This is a genomic window from Hymenobacter negativus (assembly GCF_017571495.1).
Classification (GTDB): domain Bacteria; phylum Bacteroidota; class Bacteroidia; order Cytophagales; family Hymenobacteraceae; genus Hymenobacter; species Hymenobacter negativus.
In genome coordinates this window covers 606,575-620,958 of the sequence record NZ_JAGETZ010000001.1, presented here as the reverse complement: position 1 = coordinate 620,958, position 14,384 = coordinate 606,575, and the positions used below count along the sequence as shown (strand labels likewise).

The following is a 14,384-nucleotide window of genomic DNA, read 5'->3' as shown; positions in this document are numbered from 1 at the left end:
AGATACCCAGGCAGGGGGCAGAAAAGTTCAGGCTTGGTGCTGCAGTGGTGTTTTTCGCAGCCTAAGCCGGTCGGCAGTATTCACTCGCTGCCGACTACCAGTTCACCAGGCCAAAATCGGTGAGAAGCCGGCAGACGTGGCCAGTCCGGTCGTAGCCGATATAGGAGGAGTAGCATCCGTCGCCCAGGCCCGTAGAAAAGGTGGCTAGGTTGTATTTGCCAAAAGGATGCAAGAATCCACGGTAGCCATTCTCAGCGGCTTTCGTCACAAAAACGGCTTTCCAGGTAGCCTGGTCTTGCGCGGCAAAGGCGTCGCTGGCTTGCTTATCAGCAAATATTCCGGCGCCCGCATCCACCGGGTAGCAATAGGTATGGGCATCGTCGAGCGCGAGGGGCGGCTGGCCGGGTAAGGTGGCCAACTGCCAGCGCACCACGGGCGCCGCCGAAAAAACTACCCGGCTAAAAGCCACCCGCTCATCGTGGCGGAAGCGCGCCAGCGCCAGCTGCACCGGAAACTGGCCCTTGGGGAACAACTGCGCAAATCCCTGCGCATCGTGCACATTAATAGGGTCGCAGGCCACCAGTGTGCCCGACTCGCTTTTCAACCTTCCCAGGTCACTAACGCTGAAGCGCAAGCTGTCGGCACCCTGCACCGCTAGGGTGGCAGGAGCAAAGGCTGCCTCAAAAATGAGTGGGTGCGTGGTCCGTGGCAGCGCCGTGACCACCGCGGCCTTGGCTGTATCCGGCGGCACCATGCTTTCCTCCTGCATCCTGGCATCCGTCGTTGCGGACAGTGGGGCTAGCATACCATTTTTGCGGCAATAAGTAACCAGCAAAACGGCTATCAGGAGTGCGTAGAAAACAACTTCGAAACGCTTCATGCTGTAAATCTGGCAGCAACCGGGCCGGCTAGGCGCCATCGGGCCCGGTTGGGCAGCGAATGATTTAGCTTCGCTTGCGAAGCGTCAGAGTAGGCTCAAATTGCGGTTGAGTGCCCCGCAACGTATTGATTGCCTTTACGAAATGGCTGCCCTTGAACAAGTAGAAACGGGCGTACTTAACACTGTCAGGTAGGGGCTGGCCCTGACGCAGCTCTGTCTCGAACAAACTGGTGTATTTCGGGCAATAGTCCGACTTATACACTGGGTAATTTATGGCTAGTAGCGGCTTGTCAAGGGTAGGCTGGAGTTTGATTTGTGCCATGTCGGCAAAATACTCCGCGACCACATAAAGCTGGTAGCCCTTATGGCGACAGATGTCCTGCACGCTTTGCAAAGAAGCACAGTTACTGCCATGGCAATGCGGTGCCCAGACGTAAACCAGCGTGCTGTCGCCGGGCGGCATGGCGTTGAGCAGGCTCCGCGCATTCACCGCGTAAATCAGCCGGCCGTTGGCCACCGGAATAGCTTGATTGGCGGGAATAAACCGAATTTTCTCCCGCTCCGCTGCGGGCAGTTTCTTATAGCCGCTGTGGAACCCGGGAGAATTAGTAATGGTGCAGGCTTGGGTCAACAATGCTACGCAGATAACGGCTAGTAGGGATGCTTTCATAGTCATCACTGGGTAAAGCAGGCGACTCAACTTGTTCTGCTGGCGCGTGTTTGCAATGCGCGGCCACTAGGGCAGAGCATTTTTAATTATACATCTCCTGCCAATGAGCAGTATCAGCACTGTTTTTCAAATTTTGATGCTCTGGAAGACTGTATGTAGGGCTATTCCAGTTTGTCTTTTGAAACATATCTGTCGTAAAACGCACCTGTTCCTTTTGCGTCAAGTCGCCCAACAATTACCTCGATGGAACTATTAGCTAACTCAAAACCGGGTCTCAAATGGTAGTGTTCACGCGCACCTACTGGTAAATATTTGTTGTCAACTTTCTCTTGATTCAAGTCGGCAATTTCAACCAGCAGTTTAGCAAAAGATTTTAGCCCTTCCGGGTCCCCGTGAATTAGAATTTCGTTCCATATCACCGATTTCTCGTCGTCTTTACCTTCATTACGGGAAATAAAAATATCTAAATGCCCTTCAATTTCGTTGCCTCTCATTCTTTTGTATCTCATTAGACTTTAAATTTTAGGGCAGTCTACCTCTAATCAGTAATCATCTCACGTAGCAGATACTAAGCCATAGGTCAGCGCAAGAATGCCTGCCGTTAACTGAAGATGAAGTCCAGTAGCGGCAGGCATGCCAGATGTGCTTGTAACTGCAATTGCTTAATGCACCACCGCCTTCTGAAACTCCGTAATGGCCTCGCCTAAATCCAGCACTTCGGTGCCGGGCAGGGCCTGGTGCACGATGCTGGCCCCAGCGGCCGAGCGGTAGCCGCCGGCGCAGTGAATGAGGATGGGCTTATCGGTGGGGATTTCGTGGGCGCGCTCGCGCAGCTCAGGCAGCGGGATGAGCAGGGCATTGTCGAAGACCGGGACTTTGGCCTCGGCGCGGTTCCGGATATCCACGATGGTGAAGGCTTCCGGGTGCTGGCGCACGGCGGCCACGTCTACGTCGGGGGAAGTTTCGGGGGCGGCGGTGGGAGCCAGCAGGGCCCCTTTGATGTTGGCCTCGTAGCCGATTTTGGCGGTTTTGCGCACCACCGTGTCCAGTGCAATCTGCGAGTCGGCCAGCAGGTAGAAGGGCTCCGTAGGGCCCACCACCGACCCCAGCCAAGTTTCAAACTTGCCGCCGTCCTGCAAATTGATGGCGCCGGGCAGGTGGCCGGCGCGGAATTTGGCCGCCGGGCGCGAATCGATGATGAGCACACCGGGCTCCAGGGCGGTGGCGGTGCTCAGGTGCGGCACGGCCCGGATGCTGTCCTCGAAGCCGCGGGCGCCCTGCTTGTTCAGCTTCACGTCGTGGCCGAAGTATTTAGGCACGAAGGGCTGGTCTTCGAGCAGCACTTTGATGAACTCGCCCTCTGACATGGGTTGCAGGGCGTAGTTGGTTTTCAGCTCCTTGGCAATGGTGGAGTCGAGGTCAGTGCTGGTGGTTTTGCCGCAGAGACTGCCGGGGCCGTGGGCCGGGTATACCTTGGTAGTGCCGGGCAGGGTCATGAGCTTGTTGCGGGTGCTGCGGTACATCTGGGCTGCCAGCTCTTCGCGCTTGTGGCCGCCCACGGCCTCGTCTTCGCGCAGGTCGGGCCGGCCCACATCGCCCACAAACAGCGTGTCGCCGGTAAACACGGCACGGCTCTGGGCTAGCTCGTCCATGAGCAGGATGCTGATGCTGTCGGGCGAGTGACCAGGAGTGTTGATGGCGTGCAACTCGTAGTTGCCGAGCTTGATGCGGTCGCCGTCGTCGAAGGCTTTGTGCGGGTATTTGGCACCCACCAGCTGGCTGCAATAGATGGTGGCCTCGGTTTCTTCGGCAATTTCCAGGTGCGACGACACAAAATCGGCGTGTGGGTGCGTCTCAATTACGGCAATGATACGAGCGTCGTGCTCGTCGGCAAAGTCATAGTAGGGCTGGGGGTCGCGGCCCGGGTCGATGATGGCGACCTGACGGCCGCAGCGCACGGCGTAGCTGGCGTGGGCCAAGCCCTTGTCGTAGAACTGCTGGATTTGCACGGCCGAGGCCGTGCTACTGGGGAGGGGAGGCATGGGAAAAAGGAGATTTTAAGCCGGGTGGTTTGGCCAAATATAAGCAAGCTGCCCGATGCAACAGCCGGTTTGGCCAAGCAGGAAACACGAAAAAGCCCCAACCGAGGAGGTTGGGGCTTTGTTTGTTAGGTGCTGAAAATGAAGGTTAAGCTTTGGCTTTTACCTTCATTTTGCCACCACCCTGGCCTTTGCCGTGGCCGTGGTGCTCGTCTTTCATCTTGTCGAATTTGGCGTATTGCTCGGGCGTCAGGATGGCCTTGAGCTGGGCTTCGTACTTCTCATGCGAAGCCTTCATTTCGGCGCGGCCAGCGTTTTTATCGGCAGCATACTTGGTTTTGAGGGCGGCGCTTTCCTGCTGGCGGGCCAGCAGCAACTGCTCTACTTTGGCTTCCTGGTCGGCGTTGAGGCCAAGCTCTTTGGCCATTTTGCCGGCTTTGTGGTCGGCCATCTTGGCGGGGTCTTTGGGGCCGTGGCCGCCTTTGCCTTTGTGCATCGGTGCTGCGGCAGTGGCAGGAGTGGTTTGGGCAAAGCTGGTGCCGACGGTAGCAAATGCAAGGGCAGCGAGCAGGGCAAGGGTCTTTTTCATGACTTAAAAAATATAAAGAAGTAAGAAGGGGTGAGGGGAGGTAAACCTGAAGCGGCCGCCGCTTCCTGGTTGCCGAGGTGTTTGCAAGCAGCATGCCACGAGCAAGCTGCCCGCAAAAAACGCCCGCATCTGTCGATGAACGGGCGCTTTTTGTGGATGGAACCGGCCGAAATTACTGGGCTACCGGCATGGTCATGCCCTGGCCGCTGGCACGGCGCTCGCGCATCTTGTCGCGCTGCTCGTCCTTCATCTGGCTGAATTTGGTGTACTGCTCCGGTGTCAGAATGCCCTTAACCTGGGCGTCGTATTTGGCCATGGAAGCTTTCAGGTCCTGGCCCATGCCACGCTGGCGGCCGCCGGTCTGCACCTTGTCGCGCATGGCCTGCATTTCCTGGCGCTGGGCTTGCAGAATGGGTTGCAGCTTGGCCTGCTGGTCGGGGGAGAGGCCGAGTTCTTTGGCAAGGTACTGGGCGCGGCGCTCGGCCATCTGGTCGGCCGATTTTGGGGTGCTGGCCGAAGTGGGCGGGGAGGTGGGAGCCTGGGCGAAGCTGGTAGCAGTGGTGGCGGCTACGGTAGCGAGCAGCAAAAGGAGCTTTTTCATGAAAGTAAAAAATGAAATAACAACGAATGCCGGTTTGGATGCAGCAAGGCCAAGCAGGTTTAAAGCCCGCGCCGTGTCCGGACAGGATTTGGTCTGCAATATTAGGGCGGGTAGTAGAGTGGGTGGTAGCCGCAGAGGCTGCTAAACGGCCCCGACGCCGATTTGCTGCCTATATTTCGGACCCGCCGCTATGGCTAAGTTCGGCGTTTCGGACTACTAGTGCCAGATGGCTTTGTTTCAACCTCTTTTTATTTCACACTTCTTCCTCCTTTACACCTAACACATGGCAAGTATTTTCGCCAAAAAACCGTTGGCCGTGCTCCTGGGCGAGGCCAACTCCACCGGGCACGGCACCTTGCAGCGCACGCTGGGCGCCGGCAACCTCGTGGCCCTGGGCGTGGGCGCCATCATCGGGGCGGGCCTGTTTGTGCGCACCGCCGCCGCCGCCGCCCAGGCCTCCGGGCCGGGCGTGACGCTGGCCTTCATCGTGGCCGCCATTGGTTGCGTGTTCGCCGGCTTGTGCTACGCCGAGTTTGCGGCCATGATTCCCATTGCCGGCTCGGCCTATACCTACGCCTATACCACCATGGGCGAGTTTGTGGCCTGGGTTATCGGCTGGGCCCTGATTATGGAATACGCGCTGGGCGCGGCCACCGTGAGCATTGCCTGGAGCGAGTACCTGAACAAGCTCTTGCAGGTTTTTGGAACGAGTATACCCTATAATCTCAGCCACTCGCCCTTCGAAAGCGCCGTGGTGAACGGTACGCTGGAGCATGGTCTTATCAACCTGCCGGCCCTGTTCATCATCGTTATGCTGTCGCTGCTGCTCATCAAAGGCACGCAGGAGTCGGCCATGTTCAACGCCATTGTGGTGGTGCTGAAAGTGGCCATTGTGCTGGTATTCATTGCTGTAGGCTGGCAGTTTATCAACCCTGCCAACCATACACCCTACTTGATTCCGGACAACGCTGAGCCCGTGAAAAACGCCGCTGGCGTGGTAGTGCGCGAGTACTCGGCCTGGAACAAGCACGGCTGGGGCGGGGTGCTGGGTGGCGCAGCCATCGTATTCTTTGCCTTCATCGGGTTTGATGCCGTGAGCACCGCCGCGCAGGAAGCCAAGAACCCCAAGCGCGACATGCCCATCGGTATCCTGGGCTCGCTGGCGGTGTGTACGGTGCTCTACATCCTGTTCGGGCACGTGCTGACGGGCGTGGCCAACTGGCGCGAATTTGCCGACCCGGCCCTGGGCGGCGAGGCCTCCGTGACCTACGCTATCAAGGCGCACATGCCCGGCTACGAGTGGCTGGGTACGGCCGTGACGGTGGCCATTCTGCTTGGCTTCTCGTCGGTTATCCTGGTGATGCTCATGGGCCAGAGCCGGGTGTTCTTCTCGATGGCCAAGGACGGCCTGATGCCCAAAGCCTTCTCCGACCTGCACCCCAAGTTCAACACCCCCTACAAGTCGAACCTGGCGCTATTGGTGTTCGTGGGCGCATTCGCAGCCTTCGTGCCCGGCTCGCTGGCCGGCGATTTGACCTCGTTCGGTACGTTGCTGGCTTTTGTGCTGGTGAGCATCGGCGTGTGGCTCATGCGCCGCTCCGACCCCGACCAGCCCCGGCCGTTCCGCTCGCCGCTCTCGTCGGCCAGTTTCCCGCTGGTGCCCATCTTGGGCGCGGCTATCTGCACGCTAATGATTCTGGCCCTCGACTCGAATACCCTGAAACTGGCCTTGGGCTGGATGCTGCTGGGCTTCATTGTGTATTTCCTCTATGGCAAGAACAACTCCATGCTCCAGAAGGGCGTGGTGGTGGTGCCCACTGAAATGGAAGAAGAGGCCTTCATCAAGCCCGACCCCAATAACCGGTAGTTGTGCCACAGGCTCACATTAAAAAGTCCCGTCAGCAGATGCTGACGGGACTTTTTAATGTGAGCCTGTCGATAAAGTTCTAAGTCCGAAATCAACGGGTCACTTTTTCCATTTTTGCGCAATGCGTACCGCTGTCTCCAGCATGTGCGGTTCCCACGCTTCAATCTTCCACGCCGAGTTGGCCAGGGAGGAGGCGTGAAGCCGCTGATGGGCTTCTTCGAAGGTCGCAGCGTTTTCCAGAATATCCGAGAGTTGTACCTGCTGCGTGTGGAGTTGGCTGTCCTCAATGGCGGAACCCAGCACTGGAAGTTGCAGCGGCCGAAAGGTGTTGGCTAGCTCATGGTTTAAGAAGCGAGTGCGGTGCTGTTGTACCAAGTTGGCCATTCGCTGAAAATCGCGCTGGAACTGGGCTTTACTGCTTTCGCTCTGCAAACCGGTGCCCAGTTGTTCAAGCACCACAAATTTGAGATTGGCGCACTTGGGCATTGTAAGTGCTAGAAGACGGAAAACTTCCTCGGGCACGGCATCGTCGTGCGTATCCCGGCGCACTTTCTTGTGAGGAAGAACGGCGGAATTATCCCAACTGCCACCCGAAATGTGGATTTCCCGAACGCAATCCAGCGGGTATAAGTCGATTAAGGCTTCGTAGGAAACGGAGAAGTTATGAAGCTGGCAGTACAGGTTGTGCAAGTCCAGGATGATGAAGCCGTTGACGGGGGCAATCAGCTTTTCCAAAAACTCGCCGTGCTGCTCAACTTCCTCCAGCGAATAGGCAAAAGCCAGATTTTCCAGTCCTACAGGACATTGGCAGGCATCATAGATGCGCCGCAGCCGGTCCTGGCCGATACGCAAAGCCGTAGCCGTGTAGGGAACGGGCAGGGGAGCACCGCTATGAAAATTCTGGCCCGTGAAGAAGCCGAAATGCTCCGTGATGTGGTCAAATGCAAACGTTGCCGACACCTGTCTCACTTGCGTCAGCCAATGCTGCTGTTCGGGCGTCCACCGACTGGAGAGCAGAGAAAAGAAAACGCCATGGCCCACCAGCCGCTGTTGGTTGCCATAGGCATGGAGTAGCTCGGTAAACCACTCGGGCAGCTCATTGGCGCGAAACAAGGTGTCGAACGACCATTCCAGTGCTTCTACCTGGCCGGCTTCCAGCAGTGGCAGGGCCGCGGTTAGGATGTCGCTATCCAGGTTGCAAGCCAGCGACGCCAGAATAGGGGGCGTTTCATCCATGATAAGCACAGTTTAGCCCATGCCGCAGCCGGGGCAGTTGTACGGTACCCGCACGGGTTCTTTTTCGCCTTTGGCGGTTTGCTCCTTAGGTGTTGGTGCGTCCTTTTTGGAGCAGCTTACCGTGGCTTGTACCGTGACGCCAACCACAATGGCGCCGAGCAATGCTTTGGGGAGTTTCATGGTGTACAAGGGTTTAAGTAATGGATACAGGTTTGTTTTGGAAGATGACCGCCGCCTAAGGCTACAGGTTGCACGCGGTGCAAGTATTTCACCAGCTAAGTAACTAGTTAATTGCGGTTTCAAAATCAGTGGCGAGTAGCGCGGCCTTTCCAGTTTGCTTTCCTGCGCCGCTTGGCCGTCGTTCCAAGACGCGAACGGAAAGTTCGCGCTACGGCCCAACCGATACATTAATGCCGAAATGACTCTAAGTGTCTTGCTTTTGAGTGCTCGCAGTTGGCTACGTTGCGTACTAGTCGCACAAGAACGGCCGGACCTGACCGAAATTCAGGTGTGGCTCCTGTCCGAACCGCTAAGACGCAATCAATTGGGAGGTATTTGGCCTGCAACTAGCTGGTGGCTTGCAACAACATGATACCACGTTTCAGATGCTGTAGGGAGTTTTTAGTAAGGTGGGAGAAAAAAACGCCGAGGTATATCGGCTAATTTTTTCTCCCAACGCAACCGAGCGGGGCAATCAATGGTCATCTTCGCGTCATCTACTCAGCACCTGCTATATGTATTCCCTTCGCCAATTCACTAGCATCATTATTGGGGCAGCTGCTTGCAGCGTGGTTCTGGAGGGGTGCATCGACAAATGTGTTGGCGTGAATTGTGCGCCTTGCAACGGACTCCTTGATAATATTGTGGTGGTATTTGACCGCGACAGCCTGCAGGGCGGCTTTCGCAAGGCCGAAATGGAAGGAGCCTATGCGGTACGCTATGCGGCGCCGGGCTTCACTACGCCATTTGATACCATACGCCAGATGCGTGGCGGAGTGGATTTTCATCATGGCGTCAGCTTGCGTGTGCTGCCTTGGCCAACGGTGCCGGCTGTACAGGGACCGTATGAGCTGAAAAACTACAGCTACCGCTTCGTACTGCCCGCTGCCAACCGGACGTATGACCTGAGTGGCATCGAACTGCAAACCGGGGAGGGCACTGGCGGCGATTGTTGCGACTGTGGCGTGAACACGCGCCGCCGCTTCACGCTCAACGGTGCTCCCGTGGTGGCCGATGGGGCGGCGTACGACCAGCATGCTGCCATTTTTCGGCGTTAACTGGTTGCTTTAACCTCGCTTTTGAGCTTAAGCACCCGGTCGCCATTTTCCTGCACAATAACCAGCGCCGGATTATCGGCGGTGCCGTTGCGATGAATTTCGGAGCCCTTGATGGTGCGTGAAACGGGCTCTTTGTGCACAGATTCAATTTTGCCGGTGGCCGTACCGGTGCCGTATTTCCAGCTGACCTTGGTGCCTTTGCGCATGGAGAAGTGATTAGGTAATTTCTTTGACTGGTACTGGCAAAAAGGCAATAGTGTTGTGTCGCGGAAAAGGACGTAGCGCCAGGCTCGTCAGTGCATCAAAATAATATGCTAATCAATTAGCTAGTCCATCACAATGCTCACACCTCTTCTAAAAGGTTTCATGAGCTTGCCAATGTTATTTCTCCTGCGGCATCAGGCGGCTACGGTAGCAGCTATACTGGTCTCCGGGGCGCTGCCCGGCGGCTGGGGCAGCACGAGTGTAAATTATGCTGAAGGAAAGCAAGCGGTTGAAAAAAAGCCCGTTCACAAAGCTGTTTTCAATGGAAGACGAGAAAATTCCAGCGTCGTTTTCTATGCAGATGGCACCGTGCTGGCGCGCGACGCCCGTGCTCAAACCACCTTGCCGGTTGCCGGTGCCACGGTCACGCTGACTGGCTCAACCGGTGGCCCGCAAACCATCACCAGCGGCCCCGGCGGCAAGTTTGGCTTCCAATTAGATTCGGGGATGAGCTACAGCATCCGGGCTGAGCGCTCCGGCTACTTCGCGGCGCGAGCCACTCTGAGCACTGTGGGCCGCATGCCCAGCCCAAACCAGCTGCCTATTACGCTGACAATGCATAAAATCAGCAAGGTTATAGACTATTCAATTGAGGACGTGCTCTATGATTATAATAAGTACGCCATTCGTCCAGATGCTGCTAGCCGGCTCGATGACCTGGTGCAAGCGATGAAAAACCAGCCCGATATCGCCATCGAGCTGCTCTCGCACACCGACCAGCGGGGCAGCGAGCACTACAACCGCAACCTCTCGCGGCAGCGTGCCCAGGCCATTGCCGATTACATGGTGAAGAAGGGCATCGCCGAGTCCCGCATCACGGCCAGGAGCTACGGTGAAACCCGCCCGCTTGTGCGGTGGCCCAAAACGGAAGCTGATTACCAGCGCAACCGCCGTACCGAGTTCAAGGTGACGCGAATGGCAGGGCCCCAGCCTTCCTGGGAATAGCTTTCCGAAAGTAAAAGACGGAGCAGGACCAGTTGGAGGTGGCTACTCAATAAAATGCGATTTTGCATATTAGTTATATGCGATTGATTTTATATAAAAATTATTGTTCAAATTGCCTGTATGGCGTGACCCGGCTGGGTAAGCCGGTGGTCGGATACCCTCTATGAAGCTGCTTTGGGCCTGCTCCTTTCTTATTCGTCGGATAGGAATGTTGGTGTCGTTGGTTTTTAGCCGATGCCCAGGCACTGAGAGAAGTTGACCCTCCGCTGGTCTAGCGGCTGGTTATCCAGGCCCTGGCTGCTGCCCGCACCGCGCACCAGCGCACCACCGCCCCTGTAGTAGAGCTGACGGCCCGCGAAAAGGAAACCCTGCACCTCGTGGCCGAAGAAAAATCAAACCACACAGACCATTGCCGAAGCCCTGTTTATATCGGAGCGCACCGTGGAAACGCACCGCAAGAACATCCTCACCAAAACCAGCTGCACGTCGGTTATCGGCCTGATTCCGTATGCTATTAAGCACAAGCTGCTGGTGTGAGGGGGAGGTCCTGGCCAGCACCTGTCACTTGGAGCCCCGAGCAGCACCTTCCAGCCGGCGAACGATGGGTTGTAATAGGAAAAATTACTGCAAATCGTTCGTCGGTAATAGGGGCCTGCCCGGTGCTTGGGATGTTAAGTGGGCTATTACTCCGCCCATTCCGCCGTTCTTTTGCGTAGTTCACCCAGCATGGCCTTTCTGCCGCGCCCCCGCAAATGCTCCGATTTCTGTTTCTGCTTTTCCTGATACCTTTTCTTGCCCCGGCCCAAACGGCCTTCGTGCCCGATGACCGGGCGTACTACGGCGTCATTGACCGGGGCAGTGGGCGCTGCCTCGACATTGCCAGCGCCAGCACGGCCAGCGGCGCGGCAGCCGTGCAATGGGAGTTTACCCACGCCAATAGCCAGCAGTGGCGCTTTGTACCCATTCGGCAGGGCAGTGAGTATTTCCGCATCGAAGCCAAACACAGCGGCCAGTGCCTGACCGTGGACAAACCGGGCGAAAATATGCCGCTGGTGCAGCGCCCGTTCCAGGGCGGCGAGCAGCAGCAGTGGCGGTTGGTGCCGGCTGGCCCCATCGGCAGCTTTCAGCTCGAAAACCGCAGCGAAAGCCGGGTGGCGGCGCTGGCTACATCGGATAAATTCAACGGCACGGCGGTGCTGACTCAGAAAAATAACGGCCGCGCCAGCCAGCAATGGCGGCTGTTTCGGCTGCGGCTGAATGTGCTGGAAGGCCCCTCGCCGTTTGGCCCGCCGCAGCCGCTGGCCGGCCCCGTGAACACGCCCGGCAATGAGGTGCACCCCGTGCTCAGCCCCGACGGCAGCAGCCTGTATTTCACCCGTACCAAGTTTGCCGGCAACACCGAAGGTAACACCGACTCCGGCGATGCCTGGCTGAGCCAGAGCTCCGACAAGGGGCAGACCTGGGGCCCGCCCACTCGCCTCGATGGGGTAAATACGCCGCAGAACAACGCTGTGGAATCAACCACTGGCACGGGCGGCCAGCTGCTGCTGGTGCGTGGCACCTACGGGCGCGAGGGCTTCGTAGACGAAGGCCTGAGTCGGGTGGCACAGTCTGCTGCCACGGCGGCCGGGGCCACACCCAAAAGTATCAAGCCCGAAGCGCTGCGCATTGCCAACTTTTACTCTGCAGTGCCAGGAACGGGCTTTTTTATGTCGGCCGATGGTAAAACCCTGCTTCTCTCACTGGAGCGCGGCGACTCCGAGGGTGGCAACGACATCTACGTGAGCCGGCCCGATGGCAGCGGCGGCTACACCGAGCCTCAAAGCCTGGGTCCGGTGCTGAACTCGCCCGGTTTCGACTTTGCTCCCTGGCTCGCGGCCGATGGCAAAACCCTTTATTTCGCCTCCTACGGGCACATGGGCTACGGCTCGGCCGACCTCTTTGTGAGTCAGCGCCTCGACGACACCTGGTTTCGGTGGAGCGAGCCCCGCAACCTGGGCCCGGCCCTGAATGGCCCCGGCTTCAACGCCTTCCTGACCCTCACGCCCGACGGCAAAACGGCCTACTACTCGTCCTCCACCACGGCTAGCGGTACCAAGGACATTTGGCGCACAGGCCGCGCCACGCCCCCGGATTCGCTGCCCAAACCAGTTGTAGCGGAGGCTTCGGAAAATGCCGGCCGCGCCTACCTCACCGGCCGCGTGCTCGACGCCCGCACCAAGCAGCCCATTGCGGGCGCCACCGTGAAGGCCAATTTATTGAGCACTGGGCCCACCAGCCCGCAGTTTAACGCCACCAGCAAGACCGACAACTTAGGCAATTACCAGATGTCGCTGTTGCAAGGAAAGTATGCCCTCTCGGCCAATGGCGGCGGGCTGCTGACGGTGAGCGATACGCTGGTAGCGGCAGGCTCGCCCCGGCGCGACTTGCTGCTGCTGCCCGCCGCCGTGGGCGCCAAAGTAGACCTGCCCACCATCATATTTGCCCAGGGCAAAGCCACGCTACTCGGCTCGTCTTACCTGGAGCTAAACCGCCTGGCTGTGGCCCTGCAAGCCAGCCCCGCCACCGAAGTGCGCCTCGAAGGCCACACCGACAACGTGGGCCCAGCCGACAAAAACCAGCAGCTTTCCGAAGACCGGGTGGCCGAAGTGAAACGCTATCTGGTGGGCCGCGGCATCGGTGAAAACCGCATTTCTACCGTAGGCTTCGGCGGTACCAAGCCCCGCTACGGCAACGACCGCGAAGAAACCCGCCGCCTGAACAGAAGGGTAGAGCTGGTAATCGTGAAGTAAATTTTAGGTGTCAGGGTAAATTCGAATTCAGGACATCGTAGGGCGGACTTTTAGTCCGCCCTACTGCGGGTGACCTACACACCGATTCCGAAAGAGCCTTGGGTTTAATGCCAGGTTTCGTTGATTCTGACAACTAACGCCGTCGCCAGATAAACCCATCGAGCACATAATGTGTGGATTGCGGCAGCGCCAGTAGTGGCACCAGCCACATGAGCAGCCCCGGATTTGCGATGGTGGGCAACTGCTGAAACCAGCCGAACACGCTGCCGTGCTCGCGCCACACCAGCCCATCCCACAGCCCTTCTTCCAGAAAAGCAAAGAGCACTACCGCTCCCAGAAAAATGGAGAGGCCGTAGCGCCCGGCCCAGGCTCCCCGGCGTGGTGGGGCGGGTGCATCAGGCCGCGACGGTCCGCCATTCCACACCAAGGCGAGGTAAGGAATGCCGTGCGAAACCACGTTGAGCAGCGTGAAAGCCAGGTCACCGTTAAACAGCACAATGCCCACGTACCACGATACCAGCGTGCCGGCCAGCAGCAGGTTGCGCGGCAGGTTGAACGTACGCTTGCGGTGCCACAAGTAGCTTTCCCGGGCGATGTAGGCCAGAATCAGCCCCGCATAAAGCATGGTGGCAACCAGCCGGCCAGCGGGCCAGTCCAGCTGCACGAAGTCCCCATCGACAAACCAGTTGAAGTTGCGGTCCGGCGAGAAATGCCAGTAGAGCAGCGGGTAGATGGTGGCGTAATAAACAAGCGCCGTGGCCAGCCAGCGGCCCGGTGCGGGGGACTCCTGACGGCTATAAATTCGTAGGAAGCCATACTGTTGTCGGATGAAGTGGAACACCGCCAAATATGCCAGCACCCGCCAAAACAGCAGCCCGCCCAGACTGTGCAGGACCACGCCCACCACGTAGCAAGCCACCGGTGCCACCCATAGCAGCGTGCGCCGCTCCCTTCGTTTGATGGGGTCGAAATAAGTCTGGAACAGCGTGCCGTAGACGTGCGCCACGTCAATGAGCACCACCAGCGCCACCCAGGCCAGCAGCGGCATGGCTGCCGTGCTGCGGTAGTGAGCCGGCAGCCCCAGCACCACCAGCAGTGCCAGAAACGGTGGCGCCAGGATGAGCAGGCCGTCGTAGCGTGGGGAGCGAATCCAAGGCATAGGAATAGTGGTTAGTGATTAACGGTTAATGATTAGTGGTTAACGGTTAATGCCTGTCATCCTGA

The 14,384-nt window shown here is 58.0% G+C and carries 16 protein-coding genes; 5 read left to right on the top strand and 11 right to left on the bottom strand.

What is annotated here, in order from left to right; genetic code table 11:
* Positions 1-94: 94 nt before the first annotated feature.
* The 6 genes from J4E00_RS02750 to J4E00_RS02725 all read right to left on the bottom strand — a co-directional run bounded on the left by J4E00_RS02750 (position 95) and on the right by J4E00_RS02725 (position 4,779).
* Positions 95-805 carry a DUF4241 domain-containing protein gene (locus J4E00_RS02750; RefSeq protein ID WP_208173470.1) on the bottom strand — a complete coding sequence of 237 codons (711 nt, stop codon included), beginning with the start codon at positions 803-805 and terminating at the stop codon, positions 95-97.
* Between the two features lie 139 nt (positions 806-944).
* Positions 945-1,550 (bottom strand): hypothetical protein, encoded by a 606-nt coding sequence (locus J4E00_RS02745; RefSeq protein WP_208173469.1) that lies wholly within the window; start codon positions 1,548-1,550, stop codon positions 945-947.
* A gap of 161 nt (positions 1,551-1,711) precedes the next feature.
* Positions 1,712-2,059: a hypothetical protein gene (locus J4E00_RS02740; protein WP_208173468.1), complete on the bottom strand. Its 348-nt coding sequence runs from the start codon at positions 2,057-2,059 to the stop codon at positions 1,712-1,714.
* Between the two features lie 153 nt (positions 2,060-2,212).
* Complete coding sequence (locus J4E00_RS02735; protein ID WP_213017901.1) at positions 2,213-3,592, bottom strand: MBL fold metallo-hydrolase; 1,380 nt, start codon at positions 3,590-3,592, stop codon at positions 2,213-2,215.
* 145 nt (positions 3,593-3,737) lie between these two features.
* On the bottom strand, positions 3,738-4,178 hold the full coding sequence (locus J4E00_RS02730; protein ID WP_208173467.1) for a hypothetical protein: 441 nt from the start codon (positions 4,176-4,178) through the stop codon (positions 3,738-3,740).
* A 172-nt stretch (positions 4,179-4,350) separates the two neighbouring features.
* The gene (locus J4E00_RS02725) at positions 4,351-4,779 is read right to left on the bottom strand and encodes a hypothetical protein (RefSeq protein WP_208173466.1); all 429 of its coding nucleotides are present in this window, start codon (positions 4,777-4,779) and stop codon (positions 4,351-4,353) included.
* Between the two features lie 283 nt (positions 4,780-5,062).
* Between J4E00_RS02725 and J4E00_RS02720 the strand changes: the two genes are divergently transcribed.
* Positions 5,063-6,646 carry an amino acid permease gene (locus J4E00_RS02720; protein WP_208173465.1) on the top strand — a complete coding sequence of 528 codons (1,584 nt, stop codon included), beginning with the start codon at positions 5,063-5,065 and terminating at the stop codon, positions 6,644-6,646.
* Between the two features lie 99 nt (positions 6,647-6,745).
* On the opposite strand, the gene J4E00_RS02715 is transcribed toward J4E00_RS02720, so the two are convergent.
* Positions 6,746-7,882: a DUF692 family multinuclear iron-containing protein gene (locus J4E00_RS02715; RefSeq protein WP_208173464.1), complete on the bottom strand. Its 1,137-nt coding sequence runs from the start codon at positions 7,880-7,882 to the stop codon at positions 6,746-6,748.
* A 12-nt stretch (positions 7,883-7,894) separates the two neighbouring features.
* Positions 7,895-8,062: a hypothetical protein gene (locus J4E00_RS02710; protein WP_208173463.1), complete on the bottom strand. Its 168-nt coding sequence runs from the start codon at positions 8,060-8,062 to the stop codon at positions 7,895-7,897.
* Between the two features lie 554 nt (positions 8,063-8,616).
* On the opposite strand from J4E00_RS02710, the gene J4E00_RS02705 reads away from it, so the two are divergent.
* Positions 8,617-9,159, top strand: coding sequence for a hypothetical protein (locus tag J4E00_RS02705; RefSeq protein WP_208173462.1), 543 nt, complete (start codon positions 8,617-8,619; stop codon positions 9,157-9,159).
* Here the strand turns inward: J4E00_RS02705 and J4E00_RS02700 are convergent.
* Positions 9,156-9,365, bottom strand: a complete 210-nt coding sequence (locus J4E00_RS02700) for a DUF2945 domain-containing protein (protein ID WP_208173461.1) — start codon at positions 9,363-9,365, stop codon at positions 9,156-9,158. The genes J4E00_RS02705 and J4E00_RS02700 overlap by 4 nt on opposite strands.
* Positions 9,366-9,537: 172 nt before the next feature.
* On the opposite strand from J4E00_RS02700, the gene J4E00_RS02695 reads away from it, so the two are divergent.
* Positions 9,538-10,368 (top strand): OmpA family protein, encoded by an 831-nt coding sequence (locus J4E00_RS02695; RefSeq protein WP_208173460.1) that lies wholly within the window; start codon positions 9,538-9,540, stop codon positions 10,366-10,368.
* A 227-nt stretch (positions 10,369-10,595) separates the two neighbouring features.
* On the opposite strand, the gene J4E00_RS29380 is transcribed toward J4E00_RS02695, so the two are convergent.
* On the bottom strand, positions 10,596-10,742 hold the full coding sequence (locus J4E00_RS29380) for a hypothetical protein (protein WP_236049393.1): 147 nt from the start codon (positions 10,740-10,742) through the stop codon (positions 10,596-10,598).
* A gap of 67 nt (positions 10,743-10,809) precedes the next feature.
* On the opposite strand from J4E00_RS29380, the gene J4E00_RS29375 reads away from it, so the two are divergent.
* Positions 10,810-10,905 carry a hypothetical protein gene (locus J4E00_RS29375; protein WP_317196585.1) on the top strand — a complete coding sequence of 32 codons (96 nt, stop codon included), beginning with the start codon at positions 10,810-10,812 and terminating at the stop codon, positions 10,903-10,905.
* A 215-nt stretch (positions 10,906-11,120) separates the two neighbouring features.
* Complete coding sequence (locus J4E00_RS02685; protein ID WP_208173459.1) at positions 11,121-13,160, top strand: RICIN domain-containing protein; 2,040 nt, start codon at positions 11,121-11,123, stop codon at positions 13,158-13,160.
* Between the two features lie 133 nt (positions 13,161-13,293).
* Here J4E00_RS02685 and J4E00_RS02680 read toward each other — a convergent pair whose 3' ends face one another.
* Positions 13,294-14,319 carry a hypothetical protein gene (locus J4E00_RS02680; RefSeq protein ID WP_213017900.1) on the bottom strand — a complete coding sequence of 342 codons (1,026 nt, stop codon included), beginning with the start codon at positions 14,317-14,319 and terminating at the stop codon, positions 13,294-13,296.
* Between the last annotated feature and the right edge of the window lie 65 nt (positions 14,320-14,384).

Bases quoted from the DNA above. Each gene is read 5' to 3' on its own strand.
- J4E00_RS02750 (WP_208173470.1), bottom strand. From the start codon at position 805: ATGCTAGCCCCACTGTCCGCAACGACGGATGCCAGGATGCAGGAGGAA.
- J4E00_RS02745 (WP_208173469.1), bottom strand. From the start codon at position 1,550: ATGAAAGCATCCCTACTAGCCGTTATCTGCGTAGCATTGTTGACCCAA.
- J4E00_RS02740 (WP_208173468.1), bottom strand. From the start codon at position 2,059: ATGAGATACAAAAGAATGAGAGGCAACGAAATTGAAGGGCATTTAGAT.
- J4E00_RS02735 (WP_213017901.1), bottom strand. From the start codon at position 3,592: ATGCCTCCCCTCCCCAGTAGCACGGCCTCGGCCGTGCAAATCCAGCAG.
- J4E00_RS02730 (WP_208173467.1), bottom strand. From the start codon at position 4,178: ATGAAAAAGACCCTTGCCCTGCTCGCTGCCCTTGCATTTGCTACCGTC.
- J4E00_RS02725 (WP_208173466.1), bottom strand. From the start codon at position 4,779: ATGAAAAAGCTCCTTTTGCTGCTCGCTACCGTAGCCGCCACCACTGCT.
- J4E00_RS02720 (WP_208173465.1), top strand. From the start codon at position 5,063: ATGGCAAGTATTTTCGCCAAAAAACCGTTGGCCGTGCTCCTGGGCGAG.
- J4E00_RS02715 (WP_208173464.1), bottom strand. From the start codon at position 7,882: ATGGATGAAACGCCCCCTATTCTGGCGTCGCTGGCTTGCAACCTGGAT.
- J4E00_RS02710 (WP_208173463.1), bottom strand. From the start codon at position 8,062: ATGAAACTCCCCAAAGCATTGCTCGGCGCCATTGTGGTTGGCGTCACG.
- J4E00_RS02705 (WP_208173462.1), top strand. From the start codon at position 8,617: ATGTATTCCCTTCGCCAATTCACTAGCATCATTATTGGGGCAGCTGCT.
- J4E00_RS02700 (WP_208173461.1), bottom strand. From the start codon at position 9,365: ATGCGCAAAGGCACCAAGGTCAGCTGGAAATACGGCACCGGTACGGCC.
- J4E00_RS02695 (WP_208173460.1), top strand. From the start codon at position 9,538: ATGTTATTTCTCCTGCGGCATCAGGCGGCTACGGTAGCAGCTATACTG.
- J4E00_RS02685 (WP_208173459.1), top strand. From the start codon at position 11,121: ATGCTCCGATTTCTGTTTCTGCTTTTCCTGATACCTTTTCTTGCCCCG.
- J4E00_RS02680 (WP_213017900.1), bottom strand. From the start codon at position 14,319: ATGCCTTGGATTCGCTCCCCACGCTACGACGGCCTGCTCATCCTGGCG.